Here is a 19,254-nt window from a genome sequence, read left to right on the forward strand (position 1 = left end):
GTCTCTATGCTTGCCAGCCGCAAACATAGGGACGAGAGTTCTCCCGCGGTTCCACCCTAGTTGCTGAGAACAAAATCCCAGCCTCTTTTTTTAAAATTGCTCAAGAATGCCTTTCGTTGCGTGCTCATCCTTAGCTTACACCGCCCTAAGGTCGCTTTCATGAGGTAAACGCAAGTACTTCTTTCTCTCACTGCAACATATTTTATAATAAATGATCATATAAAAAGATGGACCAAATGTCAACTTTTGTTTTCACCCATAAGATGTTTCATGCTTTCCATTTGATCTAAAAAGCGCTTTGATTTTAAATACAATCCCGAATATTCTTCGTAATATAAATCAATCACTTGCTTTAATTCAGCTTTTGTTTCCTCTTTTAAGGACACATTGCCGAGTCTCGACAAATCAAAATAGTAGAAGAGTCTTAACAGCCTTGCCGTTTGTGGTTTAATCGGTATCCTGTAAGGATCTTTTTCAAAACAGCGGTGGCATATAAAACCATTATCACGAACAGAAAAATGAAAGGTTCCGTCTTGGCTTTTACAATGTACACAATGATTTAGCTCAGGATACAGGCCCATGACACCGAGCATCTTCATTTGAACAATGAAGGTGATAACATCCGGATCTGTTCCTTCATTCAGCTGTTTTAATGATTCTAATATGAATTCAAATAAATAAGGATTTGGCTTTTTTTCTTCTGTGCCTCTGTCGACTAACTCAGCAATATAGGCAGCATATGCTGTTAAAAACAAGTCTTCCCTGATGCCTCTCATGCTGAGGATCATTTCCCCCTGCTGAAGCGTTCCGAGGCCCGATGTTTTTTGCATTAAGAAAGAACCATACAAAAAGGGCTGGCTGACTGCTGATAAACGGCTGTTCGGTTTTTTGGCGCCTCGTGCCATAACACCTATTTTTCCGTGTTCTCTTGTCAGTAATGTTACGATTTTATTCGTCTCTCCGTAATCATTTGTGCGAAGAACGATTCCTTCACATTTTGTCAGCATTTCCGCACCTTCCTCAAGCAGGAGCGGCCAAGAGGTTTATAAAATTGGATAATCAAATCGGGCTAGCTCATCTTCTAGTTCTTCGGGTCTTTCCATGTTCTCTTTTTCCAGTTCTTTAAAAAGAAGATACGTATCAACATTTCCTGTTTGAGAAAATACGTTCCAGGTAAAATTCAACACAAGAAACCCACCTTTCTGTAGTTAAACTAGCTTACCTAAACTCCAAATTCTTACCTTTATCTTGACCAGATGTCCTCCATTTCATGTTAAACAAAATTTGCTAATGTATCCCTGTTCCTGTGAGATAATGACACACACAGCAAGAGATTAATATTCGTCCTCTTTAAAGCCAAAATCGCGAAGCTGGGACATTTTATTACGCCAGTCTTTCTGCACTTTCACCCACAATTCAAGGTAGACACGGGAGCCCAACAGTGCTTCAATATCCGCTCTCGCTCTTTTTCCAACCTCTTTTAGAAGGCTTCCTTTTTTACCGATCACGATGCCTTTCTGGGAATCCCGCTCGACCACAATCGTTGCCGCTACGTGCACAGAACCGTTGTCTTGCCCTTTGATGGATTCGATGGCCACCGCAATGCTGTGCGGGATTTCTTCTCTCGTCAAATGCAGCACCTTTTCCCTGATTAATTCAGAAATGATAAATCGTTCAGGGTGGTCAGTTACCTGGTCACTCGGATAGAATTGCGGCCCTTCCGGCAAATACGCTTCAACCTGAGCAAGCAATGTTTCGATGTTATTTCCTTCTAAAGCAGAAATCGGAACAATTTCCTTAAAAGGATAACGTTTGCGGTATTCGTCAATTAGCAGAAGCAATTGGTCGGGATGAATTTTATCAATTTTGTTTACGATTAAGAATACAGGCGTAGACATCTTCTCCAATTTCTCAATGATGAATTCGTCGCCCTTCCCGTAGCCTTCCTCAGCATTGATCATAAACAAGATCAAATCGACTTCTTTTAATGTATTTTGCGCCACTTTCATCATAAAGTCCCCAAGCTTATGCTTAGGTTTATGAATCCCTGGTGTGTCAATAAAAATGGTTTGTGATGTGCCTGTCGTCAGTACTCCTTGCACCTTGTTTCTCGTCGTTTGGGGCTTATCGCTCATGATCGCGATTTTTTGTCCAATGACTCTGTTCAAAAATGTAGATTTTCCTACGTTTGGTCTTCCAATAATGGATACAAATCCTGATTTAAAGCTTTCGTTCGTCATGTAAATCCTCCGATGAAAATGCGCCTGGCAATAATTCTTCCACAGTCATTTCTTTTATTTGTCCTTGTAAATTAGTTAGTACGACAATAACGTCTTTTGTGCAAAGCTCAGAAATCACCTGGCGGCAGGCTCCGCACGGAGATACCGGTCCAGGGGTGTCAGCCGCAACGGCCAGCATCTGAAACTCTGTATCCCCTTCAGAAACAGCTTTAAATAAAGCAGTACGCTCGGCGCAATTGCACATGCTGTATGCCGCGTTCTCAATGTTGCAGCCTCTGTACACTTTTCCATCCTTGGTAAGAAGAGCGGCTCCTACTTGGAATTTGGAATACGGCGCATATGCCATATCACGCGCTTTTAAAGCTTCTGTTATTAATTCTTGTCTGTTCATGTGTACATTCCTCTCTTACCTATAATGGTACCGCTATCACTTTATATTTTACATAATCGCGCGCTTTTTTTCACGCCCATTTCTAAAAATGTAAAATAAATGTAAGAATTTTCAGCCATTACAGCTTTGGCAAAAAAATAAGTAAACCAATGATACACGAAATCACGGCAAAAACGCAAACAGCCCCGGCGGCAGCGTCCTTGGCCGCTTTAGCAAGAGGGTGATGTTTGTCAGTTATTAAATCAACCGTATGTTCAATGGCTGTATTTAAAAGCTCAAGCGAAAACATACCGCCTATCAAAAGGAATATAATCATCCACTCAATCATGCTGAGCTCTACAAGGAAGCCGCAAATGAGAACAGCGCAGGCGGCTGCGGCATGAAATTGGAAATTCCGCTCCGTCCGCGCTGTTTCCCAGATGCCCCGGCCTGCATGCACGAAGCTTTTGAAGAATCGCTTCAGCTCATTTCTATGATCTTTTGAGTCCATAAGCGTCCAGCAATTCCTTTTGCTTAGTAAGCATCTCCTCTTCTTCCTCTTTCGTCATATGGTCATACCCTAAAAGGTGCAGAAATCCGTGTACAGCTAGAAATCCGAGCTCTCTTTTAAAAGAATGATTATACTCCTCTGCCTGCTCTCTTGTGCGATCGGCACTGATGATAATATCACCTAAAACCGGAGGCATTTCGGCGCCCACGATTTCGACCTCGCCTTCTCCCTCTTCTTCAAGAGCAAATGAGATGACATCTGTCGGAGCATCCTTTCCCCGGTATTCTTTGTTAATCTGATGTATGTCATCATTGGAAACAATCGTGACAGAAACTTCAGCCTGATCCTGAACGCCTTCACGCTCAGCGGCAAATTGAAGCAGATTTTCTACTTCTTTGAGCATCTCTTCTGAGACGCTTCCTGTTTCATCAACGATATCAATCAGTAAACTCATCTATTTCACCTTCTTAGTAGCCTCCGGATATTCAATCCGGGAGTGGAAAATTCCTTTTAATGTTGCACAGAGCGTTTTTGCGATTGTATCCAGCTCTTTAAATGTCAAATCGCATTCACTGAACTGTCCGTCCTGAAGCTTATCGGATATAATACCCCGGACAAGCTTTTCAATTCGTTCAGGATTTGGATTATGCATGGATCTGACGGCCGCTTCAACACTGTCGGCCACTGATATAATTGCGGCTTCCTTTGACTGCGGCTTCGGCCCCGGATAACGGAACTCTTCCTCTGTAATCTGGTCGCCTTTTTCCTTCGCTTTATAGTAAAAAAACTTTAAAAGCGAGGTTCCATGATGCTGCTCAGCAATATCGACAAGCTCTTTCGGAAATTTATAGCTTCTCAGCATATTCGCACCGTCTGTCGTATGCGAGATAATAATATTTTTACTCAACTGAGGTGACAGCTTGTCATGCGGATTGTCAATATTCATTTGGTTTTCAATAAAATATTGCGGGCGCTTTGTTTTTCCGAGATCGTGATAATATGCGCCGACTCTTGCAAGCAAACCATTAGCCCCAACCGCTTCACAGGCTGCCTCTGATAAATTGGCAACCATTACACTGTGATGATATGTACCTGGTGTTTCTGTCAGTATTTTGCGCAATAGCGGATGGTTAGGATTAGACAGCTCGAGCAGCCTCATGGTGGATAAAATGCCAAAGCCCGTCTCAAAAAACGGCATCAGGCCGATGATCAATACAGATGAAGCAAACCCCGACACAACCCCCATGAGCATTAAAGTGCCGATTTCAAGACCCGACAGCGCAGTGTTCTGGATCAATAATAAGGATAGAACGACAACCATATTAATAAACGCCACGAAAAGTCCGGTCTGCAAAATCTTTGATCTTGCATTGTGTTTTCCTAAAAATAATACACCTGAAATGCCGCTGATCAAATAATAAATCCCTATGACATAATTGAATGTTCCTGTCACACCCTGATTAAACATCATACTTCCGCAAATCGCAAGAATGATACTTCCCAAAATGGCAATGCGTTCATTCATCAGCAGTTTGATTAAGATGGCGCCGGCCGCAATGGGGACCAGATAGCCGATATTATTATACTCCATCTTCTGAAACAAACTGACAACCTCCATGATCACAAGCAAAAGTGTTGTGATTATGGAGAATAACAGAATGGATTGGTTTTTAAACTTCAGATTTTGTTTCTGTTTTTCAAAATAATATACAAGTGTTGCAATGAAAAGTCCGATCATAATCAATAGCCCGCTGATCGGTTTAAAGAGATTTGAGTTATTTAATAACCCGGTCAGCTCAAGTTTCCTGTACACTTCCCGATCAATGAGGTCATTTTCTTCCACGAGCACTTGTCCCTGTTTGATTTGAACCTGCTGGACATTATCTGAGGCTTCCTGCCGTTTTGCCTCTGTTGCTTTCGGATCGAAGACGTAATTCGGAATAATAGCAAAACGCCCGATTTCTGTCGCGGCTCCCAAGTATTTAGACGGAATAGAATTGCTCTTTAGCTCTTTTTCTACCTTATCCTTTGCATCAGATAGTTTATCCGAAGGGATTTCACTGCTCATGACCGTATTTACTGCGGTAATGACCGTATCTCTGACAAAAGAAAAGTCTTCACTGTCTGCTTTCAGCAATGTCTTGATGGAATCCTCCGATATAGAATCATTCACATCTGATGTCAATTTGTCCTTTACAGATTTGACCATTGATTTTTCCGATGGTGATTTACTGCCTTCTTCCGATGATTTTTTCACTTCACTAATACTGTCGAATATTGATGACACAAGGTCAATCCGATTGTCTGTATATTCTTTTTTTAATGTATATTGATCTTCAACCGCGTCCTCAGCGGCTTGCTTTTTTTCCTCTGTGGCTTTTTGATCTTCTACGGTTGCCGGAGCGTAAATGGTCTTGTCGCTGACTGAAAACAGGTCTAAATCAAGTGTTTCCGGCTTAACATGTACAAAGAGCAAAGCAAACATAATGGCAGCCAGCAGAAGATACAGCAGTACATGCATGGAGCGGGCATTTTTAAAACTGCTCCATTTTTTTGAGCTGCTTTTGGTCTTAGCCTTCTTTTTCAACACAAGAACCTCCTCTTGAAACATCAAGCCCATAAGCAATCATAAAAATGACCCGATAACGCGCGATCGGGTCATTCAGCATTAATTTTGCTTATCGTATGCTTCAATAATTTTCGCAACAAGCGGATGTCTGACCACGTCTGTCTGGTCTAGCTCAATCATAGAAATGCCGTCTATTCCTTTCAGCATCTCCTTCGCTACTGCAAGTCCCGATTTGACGCCTTTCGGCAGATCAATTTGGCTGACGTCACCTGTAATGATCATTTTAGAGCCAAAACCCAGTCTCGTCAAAAACATTTTCATTTGAGCAGGCGTGGTATTCTGTGCTTCATCAAGTATAACATAAGCATCATCGAGCGTCCGCCCCCTCATATATGCGAGCGGAGCAATTTCAATGATGCCTCTTTCCATCAGACGTTCTGTATGATCTGCCCCAAGCACATCATGGAGAGCGTCATACAGCGGGCGCAAATAAGGATCTACTTTTTCTTTTAGGTCACCTGGGAGAAAACCAAGGCTTTCACCGGCTTCCACGGCAGGTCTTGTTAAAATGATTTTTTTGATATGTCCGTTTTTTAAAGCATGGACTGCTTTTACGACAGCCAGGTACGTTTTCCCGGTTCCCGCCGGACCAATGCCGAATACAAGGTCATTCCGCTTCATAGCGGCCACGTATTCCCGCTGTCCCATTGTTTTTACACGGATTGATTTGCCTTTTGCGTTTTTTGTAATTTCTTCTTCATACATGCTTTCAAAGTATTCAAGTTCATTCTTCTTTGCCATTTTGATGGCGTAAATCACATCACGTTCAGAGATCTCTATCCCCTTGCGAATTAAAGCGAGGAGCGATCCCAGCAGCCTGTCTGCAATCTGAAACGATTCATCATCGCCTGAAACATAAATCGTCTCGCCGCGCGTAATGATATTTACATTCAGATCTTTCTCCATCAATTTCAAAAAAGAATCTTGGTTCCCGAAGAGTGAAAGCGCCTCGTCCGGGTTTTTCAGTTTTTGATTCATCGCAAGTAAATGTTCTGTCATTCTTCAGTCTCCCTGACAATAGGTGTGGTTTGAACGATATCTTCTATAACTTGGTAGAGAATAATCAACTTTACTTTACCATTCTCAACAGTCTGGTGCAAAACTTTTTCACTTTTCACCTCGCCGTTTTCGCCTATTTTATCCTCTACATCCTGTTTACCCAATTTAATGCCTTCTTGAACTGCTTCTTTTTTTGTATATTTTCGCAAAGCCTCTTCACTTTCTCTCGTTTGCTCTTTGACATAAGATACAGGGAGCTTAAATCCGAGAAAATGAAGCGAATGTTTTTCTTGTTCTGTTTTTGGATGCTTCAATTCCTCTTTTTTAAACGTCATCCCCCAGATCGGGATTGCCAAAGAACCAAAAGAAAGCTTGTGCTTTGTCCTTACTTTGCCCGTATAGACGTTAAATAATGTTTCAAGCGGGACTGTCACTTCTGATCTATACCAGGTTTCTCCGTAAATTTCTGCTTTTGAGGCGACTTCCTGCTGATGGTCTTCGCTGCCGATCAGTCCCGAAACAAGCAGCTGCCCCTTTTCAACATGATCGTGTATGGCGGCCATGGGCTGTCCTTTTTGCACAAACATTCTCGTAATGGTTGCTTTCTTTTTGGCGACAATATTGCGCGGGCTAACATATTTTTCTTTTTCGGGCTCATTTTTCTCCACAACTTTCATGTGAATGGTCGTCCCCTTCAGATCAACTCCGACCCAAGTGATATTGTCTATTCCATTGGTTAATGATTTCTGTATTTTTTCGGGCGACATCATTAAAAACTGCAGACGGCCCTTTTTGACGCCGATTTCATTAAGATGCTGCCTCATTTGATGTTCTGTTTCAGGCTTAGCGCCTGTCACATCAATTTTCCACACCATATTGGACAGCAAAAACAAAAGGATGAAAAAAATCGCAAAACCGATCGTAAACCCTATATTCAGCTTTGATTTCAGCAACAGGAAGGGAAAACCCTTCCGATTGATAAATCGGGCTTTACATTTAAATTTACTTCTCACCCGCCGAAAGGCATGTACATCCTGAAGCTGTATATATAACGATACGGCTTCTTTCTTTTTTTTGACATGAAAGACCGGAATCCCCTGTCTTGTGCATTCATTAAGGAGCCGTTCAATCCCTCTTCCCGTCAATTCAAGCTGGACCTTACCCGAAAAAAAAGACAGCCATTTATTTTTCACAACATTTCCCCCTCGGCTTTATGACTCAACATATCGAACGACATCAATCGTACCCTCCAAAAGTATCTCTTCCGGAAGAATCGCCTTGATGACAAAATTTTTACCAGATATGATGCACTGGCCCTGCTTCAGCATCAGCCGCACTTCATTCTCACTGAAAAGCAAAAGGCCTCTGTGGTTTTCTATGTAGATATGAAGTCTGCCAACCATTGTAATCCTCGGCAGATCCATCATAACGTCCGGGGGAATTTCCAATGCTCTTGTCAGCCAAGCTTTCATACGATTCTTTCTTTGCCCCATACAAAAAGAACCCCCTTTCATCTCATATGTATGATTTGAAAGGAGGTTCTAACACTTTAATTTTTACGGGCCGGGCGCATCGTACGGTGAGGTTTTTTCGCCCGTGGAGGTCCGAACACCTCTCCTAGAACGATCCCCTGTACGACGGTGTCTTTATTCACCTGAAGCATTTTTTGTTTTGTGTATACTGTTTTTTGTTTGGCAGCAGCAAGATCTCGTTCCAGCCCTTTCAGGTTTCTTGCTGTTTCCCTGCGTCTTTCTTCCGCTTCCCGTCTTGCCTGTTCCATACGGTTAGGGATAGGGGCAGGGGCATCTTCTTTTGACTGCTTCTTTTGAGGAGAAGCAGATTGCACGTGTTGAGGTTTTTTACTTTTTTGGCTGTTTTGCTTTTCTTCTTTGCTCTTTTTGCCGAAAATCGCAGAAATGATTCCGATGATCGCTGCAATAATAAGCGGATTGGTCAGTAAATCTTCCATCAGCGTTCTCCCTTCTTAGAGAGATTATGATTTGCGGTCTTCATCCGAAGGGTCTTTCGTCAGCTTGCCGAATGAATCACGCATTTCTGTGTCAGCATCGATGTTCTTGATATTCATGTAATCCATGACGCCAATATTCCCTTCACGCAAAGCTTCTGCCATCGCAAGCGGCACTTCCGCCTCGGCTTCTACCACTTTCGCGCGCATTTCTTCTACGCGGGCACGCATTTCCTGTTCTTGAGCGACAGCCATCGCACGTCGTTCTTCCGCTTTTGCCTGCGCGATGTTTTTATCAGCCTCGGCCTGATCGGTTTGTAAAATTGCCCCGATGTTTTTGCCGATATCTACATCTGCAATATCAATTGAGAGAATTTCAAACGCAGTTCCTGAGTCCAATCCTTTTCCAAGGACTGTCTGAGAAATCATGTCAGGGTTTTCAAGCACTTTTTTATGATTATCAGATGAACCGATTGTAGAAACGATCCCCTCACCTACACGAGCTACAATGGTTTCTTCCCCTGCTCCTCCAACGAGGCGCTCGATATTCGCTCTTACTGTGATTCTCGCTTTCGCTTTCACTTCAATCCCGTCCATTGCGACACCGGCAATGAACGGTGTTTCAATCACCTTAGGATTAACGCTCATTTGAACAGCTTCCAACACGTCCCGGCCTGCAAGATCAATGGCAGCACAGCGCTCGAAAGTGAGTTCAATGTTAGCTCTCTGAGCGGCGATAAGCGCGTTGACGACTCTGTCAACATTACCTCCAGCCAGGTAGTGGCTTTCAAGCTGGTTTGTTCCAACATTAAGTCCCGCTTTATGGGCTTTAATCAGCGGGTTAACAACCCGATTCGGAATGACACGGCGAAGCCTCATACCAACTAGAGTGAAAATGCTGATTTTCACTCCGGCTGCCAAAGCTGAAATCCAAAGCATTACAGGCACAAATGTAAAAAATACTGCCAAAACAATGATCGCTACTGCGACAATTGCCAGAATCATAAGTGTTGACGGATCCATATAACTTCTCCTCGTTTCTATTTAAATTTCTCTCACGACAATGCGTGAGCCTTCTACTTTAATCACTTTTACTTTTTTATCTTTTTCTGTAAACGATCCCTCCGAAACAACGTCAAGGCGTTCATCATCAATAATCACGGTACCGGAAGGACGCAGCGGTGTAAAGGTTATACCCACTTTTCCCATTAAGTCCGTGCGCGTTTGATTTGAAACGTAGCCGCTCTCCGTGTTTGTAGAATCATTTAATATCAATTTCTTAAAGAATTTCATACGCTTTCCCAACACCCTTGTCAGTAAAATAAAAGCTGTAATCGAAACAGCTGAGGCGATCAAGAGAGAAACTGCCATGACAGTGAAGCTCCCCGCGGCTAAAAACAGGCTCGCAATAATCGCTCCCAAGCCCAGTAATCCAATGATTCCTCCGGGAAGAAAAATCTCAAGCAGAATGAGAATCACCCCTGCTATAAAGAGGAGAACCGTCTCATACCCGGCAAGGCCGGCTGCAAGATGCCCGTAAAAGAACAGCAATAACGCAATGAGTCCAGCCGTTCCAGGGAGGCCGACACCCGGGGAAAAAAGCTCCACCGTCAGACCTAAAAAAGCGATTGTCAGCAGAATAGGGACAATGACCGGATTCGTCAGCCATCTTGCTGTCTTTTCCGCAAAGCTCTCCTTTGCGTAGCTAATCTGCGCCTTTTCGAACCCAAGCTTCTTTACGAGCGTGGACAAATTGTCAGCAGTGCCTTCTGAATAGCCTACCTCAATCGCCTTGTCTGCGTTAAGTGTCAGCAGATCTCCCTTAGGCGCGCCGACTTCCTTGGCATCTATATCTGGGTCAGCCATTGCGAGCGCATATTTTGGATCGCGGTTATTTTTCACTGCGGCATCTTCCATCTCTGCCAGCCAAAGTGATTGAGCTTTTTGGTCAGCGGCATTGCCTTGGCCATCAACAATCGCGGCGGCTCCCATTTTTCCGCCAGGCGCCATATAAATGTGATCTGCTTGAAGTGCAATATATGCACCAGCAGACAACGCGCGTTTGTTGACATATGCAGTTACGGGGATCTCGCTTTCGGTTATCAAATCGGCCATATCAATAGCAGATTTGACCAATCCCCCCGGGGTATTGATATCAAGAATAATATGGTCTGCATGTGCATCCTTTGCGTCTTGTAACGAACGGGACAAAAACGAGGCGAGACCCTGTTCGACATTTTTTTCAACCGGGATCACATAAACAGTTTGTTTTTCTGCTTTTGCGTTCAGCTGTACGCCTAATAAAGAAAGTAAAAATATACCCAAAAGAGCAGCACGGAATCCTTTGATTTGAAGCAAGGGCGGTGTATCCCTCCTTCCTTTTATAATAAGTGCCTTCTCTTCATACGTAACAAATGTATCAAAGGTTTCATTTTTTTATGTATAAAAAAAGACATCTCTCTTAGAAAGATGTCCTTTTCTTTGCCATTTAAGACAGTTGACTGCTCACAAGCTTATTAATTAAACTTCCGTCAGCTTTACCTTTTACTTTAGGCATAATTGCCCCCATCACTTTGCCCATGTCCGCTTTTGAGCTCGCACCGACCTCCGCGATGGTTTCATTTACGATTGTACGCAGCTCTTCTTCTGACAGCTGCTCAGGTAAATAAACTTCTAAAATGTCCAGCTCTTTTTGAACTTTATCTACTAAATCTAAACGATTAGCGTTTGAAAATTCCTGGAGGGAGTCTTTACGTTGCTTAAGTTCACGAGAAAGGACAGTGAGTTCCTCATCCTCGGTCAAACTGTCTTTCTTAAGCTTAATTGCTTCATTTTGAAGTGAAGCCTTAACCATTCGAACGACAGTCAGTTTGTCTTTCTCACGGTTTTTCATATACAGCTTCATATCCTGGTTGAGACGCTCAAGAAGACTCATAAATCCACCCTCTTTTAGAATTTGCGTTTTCTAGCAGCTTCAGACTTTTTCTTGCGCTTTACGCTAGGTTTTTCATAAAATTCACGCTTTCTTGCTTCTTGCAAAGTACCTGTCTTTGATACACTGCGTTTGAAGCGACGAAGAGCATCTTCAAGCGATTCGTTTTTTCTAACGACCGTTTTTGACATTCTCTTTCCCTCCCTCCGAATACACCAATCGACTACCTTTAAGTTACACATATAAACATGTACTTTGACATTATAATATAAGCCATCAGTCAGGTCAACTAAGTGAGTTCACTTTTCCGTCATGAGTGCGACTGCCTGTCTATATAATGAAAGAAAGGGGTTGGTGAATAGGATGTTAATTCTGATTAGCTTTACTGCTCTTATATTATTCTTTCTCGCAGGCATGAACATGCTTCGAAAGGGCTTAATTTCAATGGCGTACTCAAAAATTGAAGAACGTTTGCTTTTATTTACAGACCATCCGTTAAAAGCGTTTCTTATCAGCATTGTATTTACGGGGATACTTCAGAGCAGCTCAGCCTTTATGGTCATTGTCATCGGCTTTGTAAGTGCGGGCGTTCTTTCTTTTAAGCGGACGATACCGATGATTCTGGGGACAAATGTTGGCTCTACTTTTACAACTGAATTTATTGCTATCAAAATGGATATTTTGATTTGGGTTCTTTTAATAGGAGGTTTATTGTTTTTTCTGACTGGCAGGTATCCTTTGAAACAGCTGGGAACAAGCTTCCTTGGACTGGGCATCATCTTCTTTTGCATCAGCGGATTCAGCCATCTTGCCGGGCCGCTGACAAAGCTGAAAACGGGCGCCGACGTTCTATACCATGTTAACGATTCAAACTGGACCGCTTTGCTCATCGGGATGGTGTTAACTGCCATCATTCACTCCAGTTCTGTCTGTATCGGCATTTTGATGAGTTTTATGAATGAAGGGATTATCGGACTGACACAGGCGATGAGCGTCGTACTCGGATCAAATATCGGGACATGCATTACAGCTGTCATGGCTGCTGTATCCGGGGGATATGCGGCGAAACAGACAGCGTATGCGCATGTGGTATTTAACGTGCTAGGGGTGGCTCTAGTATTGCCTTTTCTGACCGCAGCGACCGGCTTTGTAGAGCAGTTATCACCCGATCCCGCCCAAAGGATTGCTCATTTCAGCCTTTTATTTAATGTAGTAACAGCTCTTTTATTTCTTCCGCTTACAAACTTGTTTTACCGCTTGATTCACCTTCTTATCCCGGCTAAATAAAAAAATCGGTACATTTTAATGCACCGATTTTTTAGGTTAAGAAGACAAACGCATGTGTTCAGTTATTTCATCCTCAACCACACGGACAAACTGTCCTTCGTTGTAAGGATAACCTGCTTTTAGGATTTTGACTTTTACGATTTTGCCGATCATATCTTCCGTCCCTTTGAAAACAACCTTCATATAATTGTCTGTGTAACCTACAAACATATTTTCTTCTTCTGTTTCCTTAAACGCTTCCTCAGGGATAATTTCAAGCACTTCATTTTCATACTGAGAAGCGTATTCTTTTGCAAGCTGGTCAGAAAGAGCAATCAGGCGGTGCACACGTTCGTTTTTCACGTTTTCATCCACTTGGTCTTCCATTCGTGCAGCTGGTGTTCCTGTACGTTTACTGTAAGGGAAAACATGCAGTTCAGAGAATTTATGTTCTTTAATAAAGTTATAGGTTTCCATAAATTCTTCTTCTGTTTCTCCAGGGAATCCGACGATGACATCAGAAGTAACAGCTAAGCCTGGCAGTGCTTTTTTCAATTTATTTAAACGGTCTGCAAAGAATTCCATTGTATATTTGCGTCTCATCCGTTTAAGCACTGTGTTTGATCCGGATTGGATCGGAATATGCAAATGATTCACTATCTTATCTGAGCGGTCTAAGACCTCGATCACTTCGTCAGTGATTTGGCTGGCTTCGATGGAAGAAATTCTGATCCGTTTCACGCCTTTTACACGGGTGTCTAATTCGCTCAAAAGCTTCGCGAAGTTGTAATCTTTCATATCTTCGCCGTAGCCGCCTGTATGAATACCCGTAAGAACAATTTCCTTATATCCGGCATCAACAAGCTGCTGCGCTTGTTTAATGACTTCTTCAGGGTCGCGGGAGCGGAGCAGGCCGCGCGCCCACGGAATGATACAGAATGTGCAGAAATTATTGCAGCCCTCCTGTATTTTCAATGACGCTCTTGTGCGGTCCGTGAAAGCAGGCACATCAAGCTCTTCATATACTCTTGCTTTCATGATGTTGCTGACGCCATTAATCGGCTGGCGTTCTTCTCGGTATTGGTCAATGTAGCCAAGCATTTTTTCACGGTCCTGTGTTCCGACTACAATGTCGACACCGGGGATCGCCATAATCTCAGCAGGTGAGGTTTGCGCGTAGCAGCCTGTGACACAGATGACACCGTCAGGATTTTGACGAATGGCGCGTCTGATCACTTGGCGGCTTTTTTTATCTCCCGTATTTGTAACCGTACATGTATTAATGACATATACATCAGCTGTTTGTTCAAAGTCTCTTCTTTCATAGCCCGCTTCTTTGAAAAGCTGCCAGATTGCTTCTGTTTCATAATGGTTGACTTTACAGCCAAGCGTATGGAAAGCAACAGTTGCCATTACTGATCACCTCTTAATAACTCTGTTTGATAAGAAATCGCACTCAACGCGTATAGCGGAGCGGTTTCTGTCCTTAAAATTCTCGGTCCAAGGCCGCACGGCACACCGTCTTGCTCTGTGAGCCGTTCAACCTCCGCTTCTGTTAAACCGCCTTCGGGACCAAATACGATCAATAGAGATGATCCTTTCGGAAGGCTGCTTACAATCGCGCTGAATGTGCTTATTTCCCCTTGCTTCGATGACTCCTCGTATGCAACGACACATTTATCGAAATCCTGCATCCTTTGAAGAAGCTGCTGAAAAGAATGGACATCCATCACTCGCGGCACTTCGTTACGGTACGATTGCTCAGCCGCTTCCTTTGCAATTTTCGTCCATCTTTCCCGCTTTTTCTTTGCCTTTTTGTCATCCAGCTTGACAACAGAACGCGCGGCTTGGAAAGGAATAAAGGCATGAGCTCCGAGCTCAGTCCCCTTTTGGATAATCCATTCAAGCTTATCTCCTTTCGGAAGGCCGCTCGCAATATAGACCTTTATCGGAAGCTCTCTGTTTTCATTCGTCCATTCTATCACAAGGCAGGACACTTTATCTTTGGAAACAGATTGAAGTTCACATTTTGCCTCGAAGCCGTCTTGAGAGCAGCAGATAATCTGATCTCCCTCATTCATTCTCATCACGTTCACAATATGATGAACATCTTCGCCGGTAATCGAAAAAGCCGGCGCTTCCTCTATTTGCTGCTTCGTGAGCTCGATAAAATATCGTTGCATACGCTGTGACACCTACTAACTATTATTTTTTCGCAATAATGCTGACCCAATCTTCCATTGAAAGGATTTCTACAATGGTAAAGCCAGCTTGTTCCAGTGCTTCTTTTACTTCTTGTTTTTTATGACCGATGATTCCTGACGTAATAAAGTGGCCGCCCTCTTTTAACAGGCTGTACGCTTGTGAAGTAAAGCGAAGAATGACTTCAGCCAAAATATTGGCCACAATCACATCATGTTCCCCTTCAATCCCGTCTAACAAATTGTTTTGCTTCACTTGAGCAATATCTCTGACTTTGTTCAGCTTGAGATTGAGGCGTGCACTTTCTACAGCCACGGGATCAAGATCGTAGGCATGAACCGAGTCAGCCTCAAGCATTGCAGCCGCAATACTTAAAATTCCCGAACCAGTGCCGACATCAATCACCTTATCACCCTTTTGCACAAAGCGTTCAAGCGCCTGAATGCAGAGTACGGTTGTCGGATGTGTCCCTGTGCCGAAAGCCATTCCCGGGTCCATTTCAATAATCAGTTCATCCGTATGGACCGGCGTATATTCCTCCCACGTCGGCACAATTGTAAACTTTTCAGAAATTTTCACAGGATGATAATACTTTTTCCAGGCAGTCGCCCACTCTTCTTCATTTACTTCAGAAATAGTGATGTGGTTTCTGCCCAAATCAATATTGTAAAGAAGGAGATTATTAATCGTTTCTTTGATGCCGTCTACAGTTTCGCCCAGAAAACTGTTAACCGGCAGATATGCTTTGACAATGACACCCTCATCTGGGTAATCATTGGGGTCGAGCTGGTAGATTTCCCCGTACACATTCTCACGTTCTTTAATTAAATCAAGCGGGTCCTCTATCACAACCCCACTTGCACCAGCTTCATGCAATATATTTGAGATAGGTTCGACCGCTTCATGTGTTGTGTGAATGCTTAATTCGGACCATTTCAAAACTACCAACTCCTCATCCAATAATTAATCGCCTTTAAACGCCCGTTTTACCTTGTCAAAGAAACTCATTTCCTGTTCGTCAGGCAGGTTTCCGCTGACTTCGGCAAATTCGCGGATAATGTCTTTTTGTTTATCTGTCAGATTTGTCGGCGTAACGACGCGGACGACGATATGCTGGTCACCCTGTCCATAGCCTCTGACATTTTGAACGCCTTTGCCTCTTAATCTGAATTTCGTTCCTGTTTGTGTACCGGCCGGAATTTTCAATTTCACTTTTCCATGCAGCGTCGGCACTTCCACCTCATCTCCAAGAGCAGCCTGAGCAAACGTTAACGGCATTTCACAGTAAATATCATCGCCGTCACGCTCGAAGAACTCGTGTGCGCGTACATGGAACACGACAAATAAATCCCCAGCAGGGCCGCCGTTTATTCCTGGTTCACCCTGTCCCGAGAGACGAAGCTGCTGCCCGTCATCTACACCGGCTGGAATTGTCACATTGATTTTCTTGCGTTTTTTGATTTTTCCTTTGCCGCCGCAGTCCGCACATTTGTTTTTAATGATTTTGCCTGTACCTTCACAGTGGTGGCAGACCCGTCTGTTAACGACTTTTCCAAAAGGTGTATTTTGCTCCACGTTTAACTGGCCGGAGCCTCCGCAGTGGGAGCATGTTTCTGGATTTGTTCCAGGTTTCGCACCTGAGCCTTTACATGTTTCGCACGTTTCCTCGCGGGGAATTTCGATGGTTGTTTCTTTACCGAAAGCCGCATCCTCAAACGACAGGGTCATCGTATACTGTAAATCAGCACCCTGGCGCGGAGCGTTTGGATCTCTTCGTCTTGTGCCTCCGCCGAATATACTTGAGAAAATATCATCGAAACCAAAACCGCCGAAATCGCCGCCGCCAAAACCTCCGCCGCCGAAGCCTTGGTTAGGATCAGTGTGACCAAATTGATCGTAATGCGCACGTTTTTGGTCATCTGACAGCGTTTCGTATGCTTCTTTTACCTCTTTAAATTTTTCATCTGATCCGGCTTCTTTGTTAATATCAGGATGATATTTTTTTGACAGCTTCCGATAAGCTTTTTTAATTTCATCCTTTGAAGCGCTCTTACTTACTCCCAGCACTTCATAGTAATCACGCTTACTCATCTCGCTTCACTCTCCCGAATTTCTCACATAAATTAGATTGTATCATTTTGAATTATGATTTTTCAATTCCTTTTATCCCGGGCAAGAAAAAAAGTCAAAGCCAAGAGATGCCTGACTTTGACTTTCTAATCATTGAATCAGATTATGAAATGTGTTCTTTTCGGTCAGCTCCGGAAGCGGGGCTGACACTAAAAAGAACTTATTTTTTGTTTTGGTCGTCGTTTACTTCTTCGTATTCAGCGTCGACAACGTTGTCATCCGCTTTGTCTTCAGCGTTTGCTCCGCCTTGAGCTTGCTGTGCTTTAGCAGCTTCTTCATAAAGCTTCATAGAAAGCTCTTGAACGATTGTTTGAAGCTCATCTTTTTTCGCTTTGATCTCTTCAAATTCGTTTTTCTCAATCGCTGCTTTTAAAGCATCTTTGGCATCGTTGGCTTTTTTCACTTGTTCTTCGTCCACTTTGCCTTCAAGATCTTTTAATGTTTTCTCAGTTTGGAAAACAAGCTGATCTGCTTCGTTGCGGACTTCGATTTCTTCTTTTTTCTTCGCATCAGCGTCAGCATTTTCTTCCGCTTCTTTTACCATGCGTTCGATCTCTTCATCAGAAAGACCTGAAGAAGATTTAATTGTAATGTTTTGTTCTTTTCCTGTGCCTAAGTCTTTTGCTCTTACGTTTACGATACCGTTTTTGTCAATATCGAAAGAAACTTCGATTTGAGGCACGCCGCGCGGTGCTGGCGGGATATCAGTAAGCTGGAAGCGGCCGAGTGTTTTGTTGTCGGCAGACATTGGGCGCTCACCTTGAAGAACATGGATATCAACAGCTGTTTGGTTATCAGCAGCAGTTGAGAACACTTGAGATTTGCTTGTTGGGATCGTCGTGTTGCGGTCGATCAGTTTTGTAAACACGCCGCCCATTGTTTCGATACCGAGAGAAAGCGGTGTAACGTCAAGAAGAACAACATCTTTTACGTCACCTGTGATAACGCCGCCCTGAATCGCAGCACCAAGCGCTACAACTTCATCCGGGTTTACGCCTTTATGCGCTTCTTTTCCAGTTTCTTTTTTGATTGCTTCTTGTACGGCAGGGATACGAGTTGATCCGCCGACAAGGATGACTTTGTCGATTTCGCTTGCAGAAAGTCCTGCATCTTGAAGCGCTTGACGGACAGGACCCATTGTGCGCTCTACTAAATGAGAAGAAAGCTCTTCGAATTTAGCGCGAGTTAATGTAAGTTCAAGGTGAAGCGGTCCTGCTTCTCCAGCTGTGATAAACGGTAAAGAAATTTGCGTAGAAGATACGCCGGAAAGATCTTTTTTCGCTTTTTCAGCTGCGTCTTTCAAACGCTGAAGCGCCATTTTGTCTTTTGACAAATCAATGCCGTTTTCTTTTTTGAATTCAGACACAAGATGATCAATGATAACTTGGTCAAAATCGTCCCCGCCCAGACGGTTGTCGCCGGCAGTTGAACGAACTTCGAATACACCGTCGCCAAGCTCAAGGATGGAAACGTCGAATGTACCGCCGCCAAGGTCGTATACTAGGATCGTTTGATCTTCATCTGTTTTATCAAGTCCGTATGCAAGCGCTGCTGCAGTCGGCTCGTTGATGATACGTTCTACTTCAAGACCTGCAATTTTACCAGCGTCTTTTGTTGCTTGACGCTCAGCATCGTTAAAGTATGCAGGAACTGTGATAACTGCTTTTGATACTGTTTCGCCAAGATAGCTTTCAGCGTATGATTTAAGGTGTTGAAGGATGATAGCAGACACTTCTTGTGGAGTGTAATCCTTTCCTTCAATTTCAACTTTATAATCAGTACCCATATGACGTTTGATAGACATAATTGTGTTAGGGTTTGTAATAGATTGGCGTTTAGCCACTTCCCCTACTTGACGTTCGCCGTTTTTAAATGCAACAACTGATGGCGTTGTGCGGTTTCCTTCAGCGTTAGCAATAACTTTAGGCTCGCCGCCTTCAAGCACTGCCACACATGAGTTTGTTGTTCCTAAGTCGATTCCGATAACTTTACTCACTTGAATAACCTCC

At 43.4% G+C, this 19,254-nt stretch carries 21 protein-coding genes; 1 reads left to right on the forward strand and 20 read right to left on the reverse strand.

Annotated elements, in window-relative coordinates:
- Positions 1 to 239: 239 nt before the first annotated feature.
- From recO to rpsU, 15 genes are all read right to left on the reverse strand, one after another.
- A complete protein-coding gene (recO, locus tag NSQ16_RS12665) occupies positions 240 to 1,007 on the reverse strand; it encodes a DNA repair protein RecO (protein WP_014477369.1) in 768 nt (255 codons plus the stop codon).
- Between the two features lie 36 nt (positions 1,008 to 1,043).
- Positions 1,044 to 1,187, reverse strand: coding sequence for a YqzL family protein (locus tag NSQ16_RS12670; RefSeq protein WP_003230053.1), 144 nt, complete (start codon positions 1,185 to 1,187; stop codon positions 1,044 to 1,046).
- A 147-nt stretch (positions 1,188 to 1,334) separates the two neighbouring features.
- Positions 1,335 to 2,240, reverse strand: a complete 906-nt coding sequence (gene era, locus NSQ16_RS12675; protein ID WP_024572411.1) for a GTPase Era — start codon at positions 2,238 to 2,240, stop codon at positions 1,335 to 1,337.
- On the reverse strand, positions 2,221 to 2,631 hold the full coding sequence (locus NSQ16_RS12680) for a cytidine deaminase (RefSeq protein WP_003230049.1): 411 nt from the start codon (positions 2,629 to 2,631) through the stop codon (positions 2,221 to 2,223). The genes era and NSQ16_RS12680 overlap by 20 nt, the downstream gene beginning before the upstream one ends.
- A 118-nt stretch (positions 2,632 to 2,749) precedes the next feature.
- Positions 2,750 to 3,121 carry a diacylglycerol kinase family protein gene (locus NSQ16_RS12685; protein ID WP_015384119.1) on the reverse strand — a complete coding sequence of 124 codons (372 nt, stop codon included), beginning with the start codon at positions 3,119 to 3,121 and terminating at the stop codon, positions 2,750 to 2,752.
- Positions 3,102 to 3,575, reverse strand: coding sequence for an rRNA maturation RNase YbeY (gene ybeY / locus NSQ16_RS12690; RefSeq protein WP_339232212.1), 474 nt, complete (start codon positions 3,573 to 3,575; stop codon positions 3,102 to 3,104). Before ybeY ends, NSQ16_RS12685 begins: the two co-directional genes overlap by 20 nt.
- Positions 3,576 to 5,711, reverse strand: coding sequence for a cyclic-di-AMP phosphodiesterase PgpH (gene pgpH, locus NSQ16_RS12695; protein ID WP_010886570.1), 2,136 nt, complete (start codon positions 5,709 to 5,711; stop codon positions 3,576 to 3,578).
- Between the two features lie 78 nt (positions 5,712 to 5,789).
- The gene (locus NSQ16_RS12700; protein WP_014477373.1) at positions 5,790 to 6,749 is read right to left on the reverse strand and encodes a PhoH family protein; all 960 of its coding nucleotides are present in this window, start codon (positions 6,747 to 6,749) and stop codon (positions 5,790 to 5,792) included.
- Complete coding sequence (gene yqfD, locus NSQ16_RS12705) at positions 6,746 to 7,942, reverse strand: sporulation protein YqfD (protein ID WP_339232213.1); 1,197 nt, start codon at positions 7,940 to 7,942, stop codon at positions 6,746 to 6,748. The genes NSQ16_RS12700 and yqfD overlap by 4 nt, the downstream gene beginning before the upstream one ends.
- An 18-nt stretch (positions 7,943 to 7,960) precedes the next feature.
- Positions 7,961 to 8,242, reverse strand: coding sequence for a sporulation protein YqfC (gene yqfC, locus NSQ16_RS12710; protein WP_003226191.1), 282 nt, complete (start codon positions 8,240 to 8,242; stop codon positions 7,961 to 7,963).
- A gap of 56 nt (positions 8,243 to 8,298) precedes the next feature.
- Complete coding sequence (locus tag NSQ16_RS12715) at positions 8,299 to 8,718, reverse strand: hypothetical protein (protein ID WP_015714280.1); 420 nt, start codon at positions 8,716 to 8,718, stop codon at positions 8,299 to 8,301.
- A 24-nt stretch (positions 8,719 to 8,742) separates the two neighbouring features.
- On the reverse strand, positions 8,743 to 9,738 hold the full coding sequence (gene floA / locus NSQ16_RS12720; protein WP_003230026.1) for a flotillin-like protein FloA: 996 nt from the start codon (positions 9,736 to 9,738) through the stop codon (positions 8,743 to 8,745).
- Between the two features lie 21 nt (positions 9,739 to 9,759).
- Positions 9,760 to 11,073, reverse strand: coding sequence for a nodulation protein NfeD (locus NSQ16_RS12725; RefSeq protein ID WP_003230024.1), 1,314 nt, complete (start codon positions 11,071 to 11,073; stop codon positions 9,760 to 9,762).
- A gap of 130 nt (positions 11,074 to 11,203) precedes the next feature.
- Positions 11,204 to 11,650 carry a GatB/YqeY domain-containing protein gene (locus tag NSQ16_RS12730; protein ID WP_003230022.1) on the reverse strand — a complete coding sequence of 149 codons (447 nt, stop codon included), beginning with the start codon at positions 11,648 to 11,650 and terminating at the stop codon, positions 11,204 to 11,206.
- Positions 11,651 to 11,664: 14 nt separating this feature from the next.
- Positions 11,665 to 11,838 carry a 30S ribosomal protein S21 gene (rpsU, locus tag NSQ16_RS12735; RefSeq protein WP_003152957.1) on the reverse strand — a complete coding sequence of 58 codons (174 nt, stop codon included), beginning with the start codon at positions 11,836 to 11,838 and terminating at the stop codon, positions 11,665 to 11,667.
- Between the two features lie 172 nt (positions 11,839 to 12,010).
- Between rpsU and NSQ16_RS12740 the strand changes: the two genes are divergently transcribed.
- Positions 12,011 to 12,934 carry a Na/Pi symporter gene (locus NSQ16_RS12740; RefSeq protein ID WP_326145869.1) on the forward strand — a complete coding sequence of 308 codons (924 nt, stop codon included), beginning with the start codon at positions 12,011 to 12,013 and terminating at the stop codon, positions 12,932 to 12,934.
- Between the two features lie 36 nt (positions 12,935 to 12,970).
- Here the strand turns inward: NSQ16_RS12740 and mtaB are convergent, their stop codons facing one another.
- The 5 genes from mtaB to dnaK all read right to left on the reverse strand — a co-directional run bounded on the left by mtaB (position 12,971) and on the right by dnaK (position 19,241).
- The gene (gene mtaB / locus NSQ16_RS12745; RefSeq protein WP_187956936.1) at positions 12,971 to 14,326 is read right to left on the reverse strand and encodes a tRNA (N(6)-L-threonylcarbamoyladenosine(37)-C(2))-methylthiotransferase MtaB; all 1,356 of its coding nucleotides are present in this window, start codon (positions 14,324 to 14,326) and stop codon (positions 12,971 to 12,973) included.
- Positions 14,326 to 15,096 carry a 16S rRNA (uracil(1498)-N(3))-methyltransferase gene (locus NSQ16_RS12750; protein WP_326145871.1) on the reverse strand — a complete coding sequence of 257 codons (771 nt, stop codon included), beginning with the start codon at positions 15,094 to 15,096 and terminating at the stop codon, positions 14,326 to 14,328. The genes mtaB and NSQ16_RS12750 overlap by 1 nt, the downstream gene beginning before the upstream one ends.
- A 22-nt stretch (positions 15,097 to 15,118) precedes the next feature.
- Positions 15,119 to 16,054 (reverse strand): 50S ribosomal protein L11 methyltransferase, encoded by a 936-nt coding sequence (gene prmA, locus NSQ16_RS12755; protein ID WP_327837107.1) that lies wholly within the window; start codon positions 16,052 to 16,054, stop codon positions 15,119 to 15,121.
- A 24-nt stretch (positions 16,055 to 16,078) separates the two neighbouring features.
- A complete protein-coding gene (dnaJ, locus tag NSQ16_RS12760; RefSeq protein ID WP_003230010.1) occupies positions 16,079 to 17,206 on the reverse strand; it encodes a molecular chaperone DnaJ in 1,128 nt (375 codons plus the stop codon).
- 199 nt (positions 17,207 to 17,405) lie between these two features.
- A complete protein-coding gene (gene dnaK, locus NSQ16_RS12765) occupies positions 17,406 to 19,241 on the reverse strand; it encodes a molecular chaperone DnaK (protein WP_088326533.1) in 1,836 nt (611 codons plus the stop codon).
- Positions 19,242 to 19,254 lie beyond the last annotated feature (13 nt).

This window comes from Bacillus sp. PS108 (assembly GCF_037963335.1).
Classification (GTDB): domain Bacteria; phylum Bacillota; class Bacilli; order Bacillales; family Bacillaceae; genus Bacillus; species Bacillus subtilis.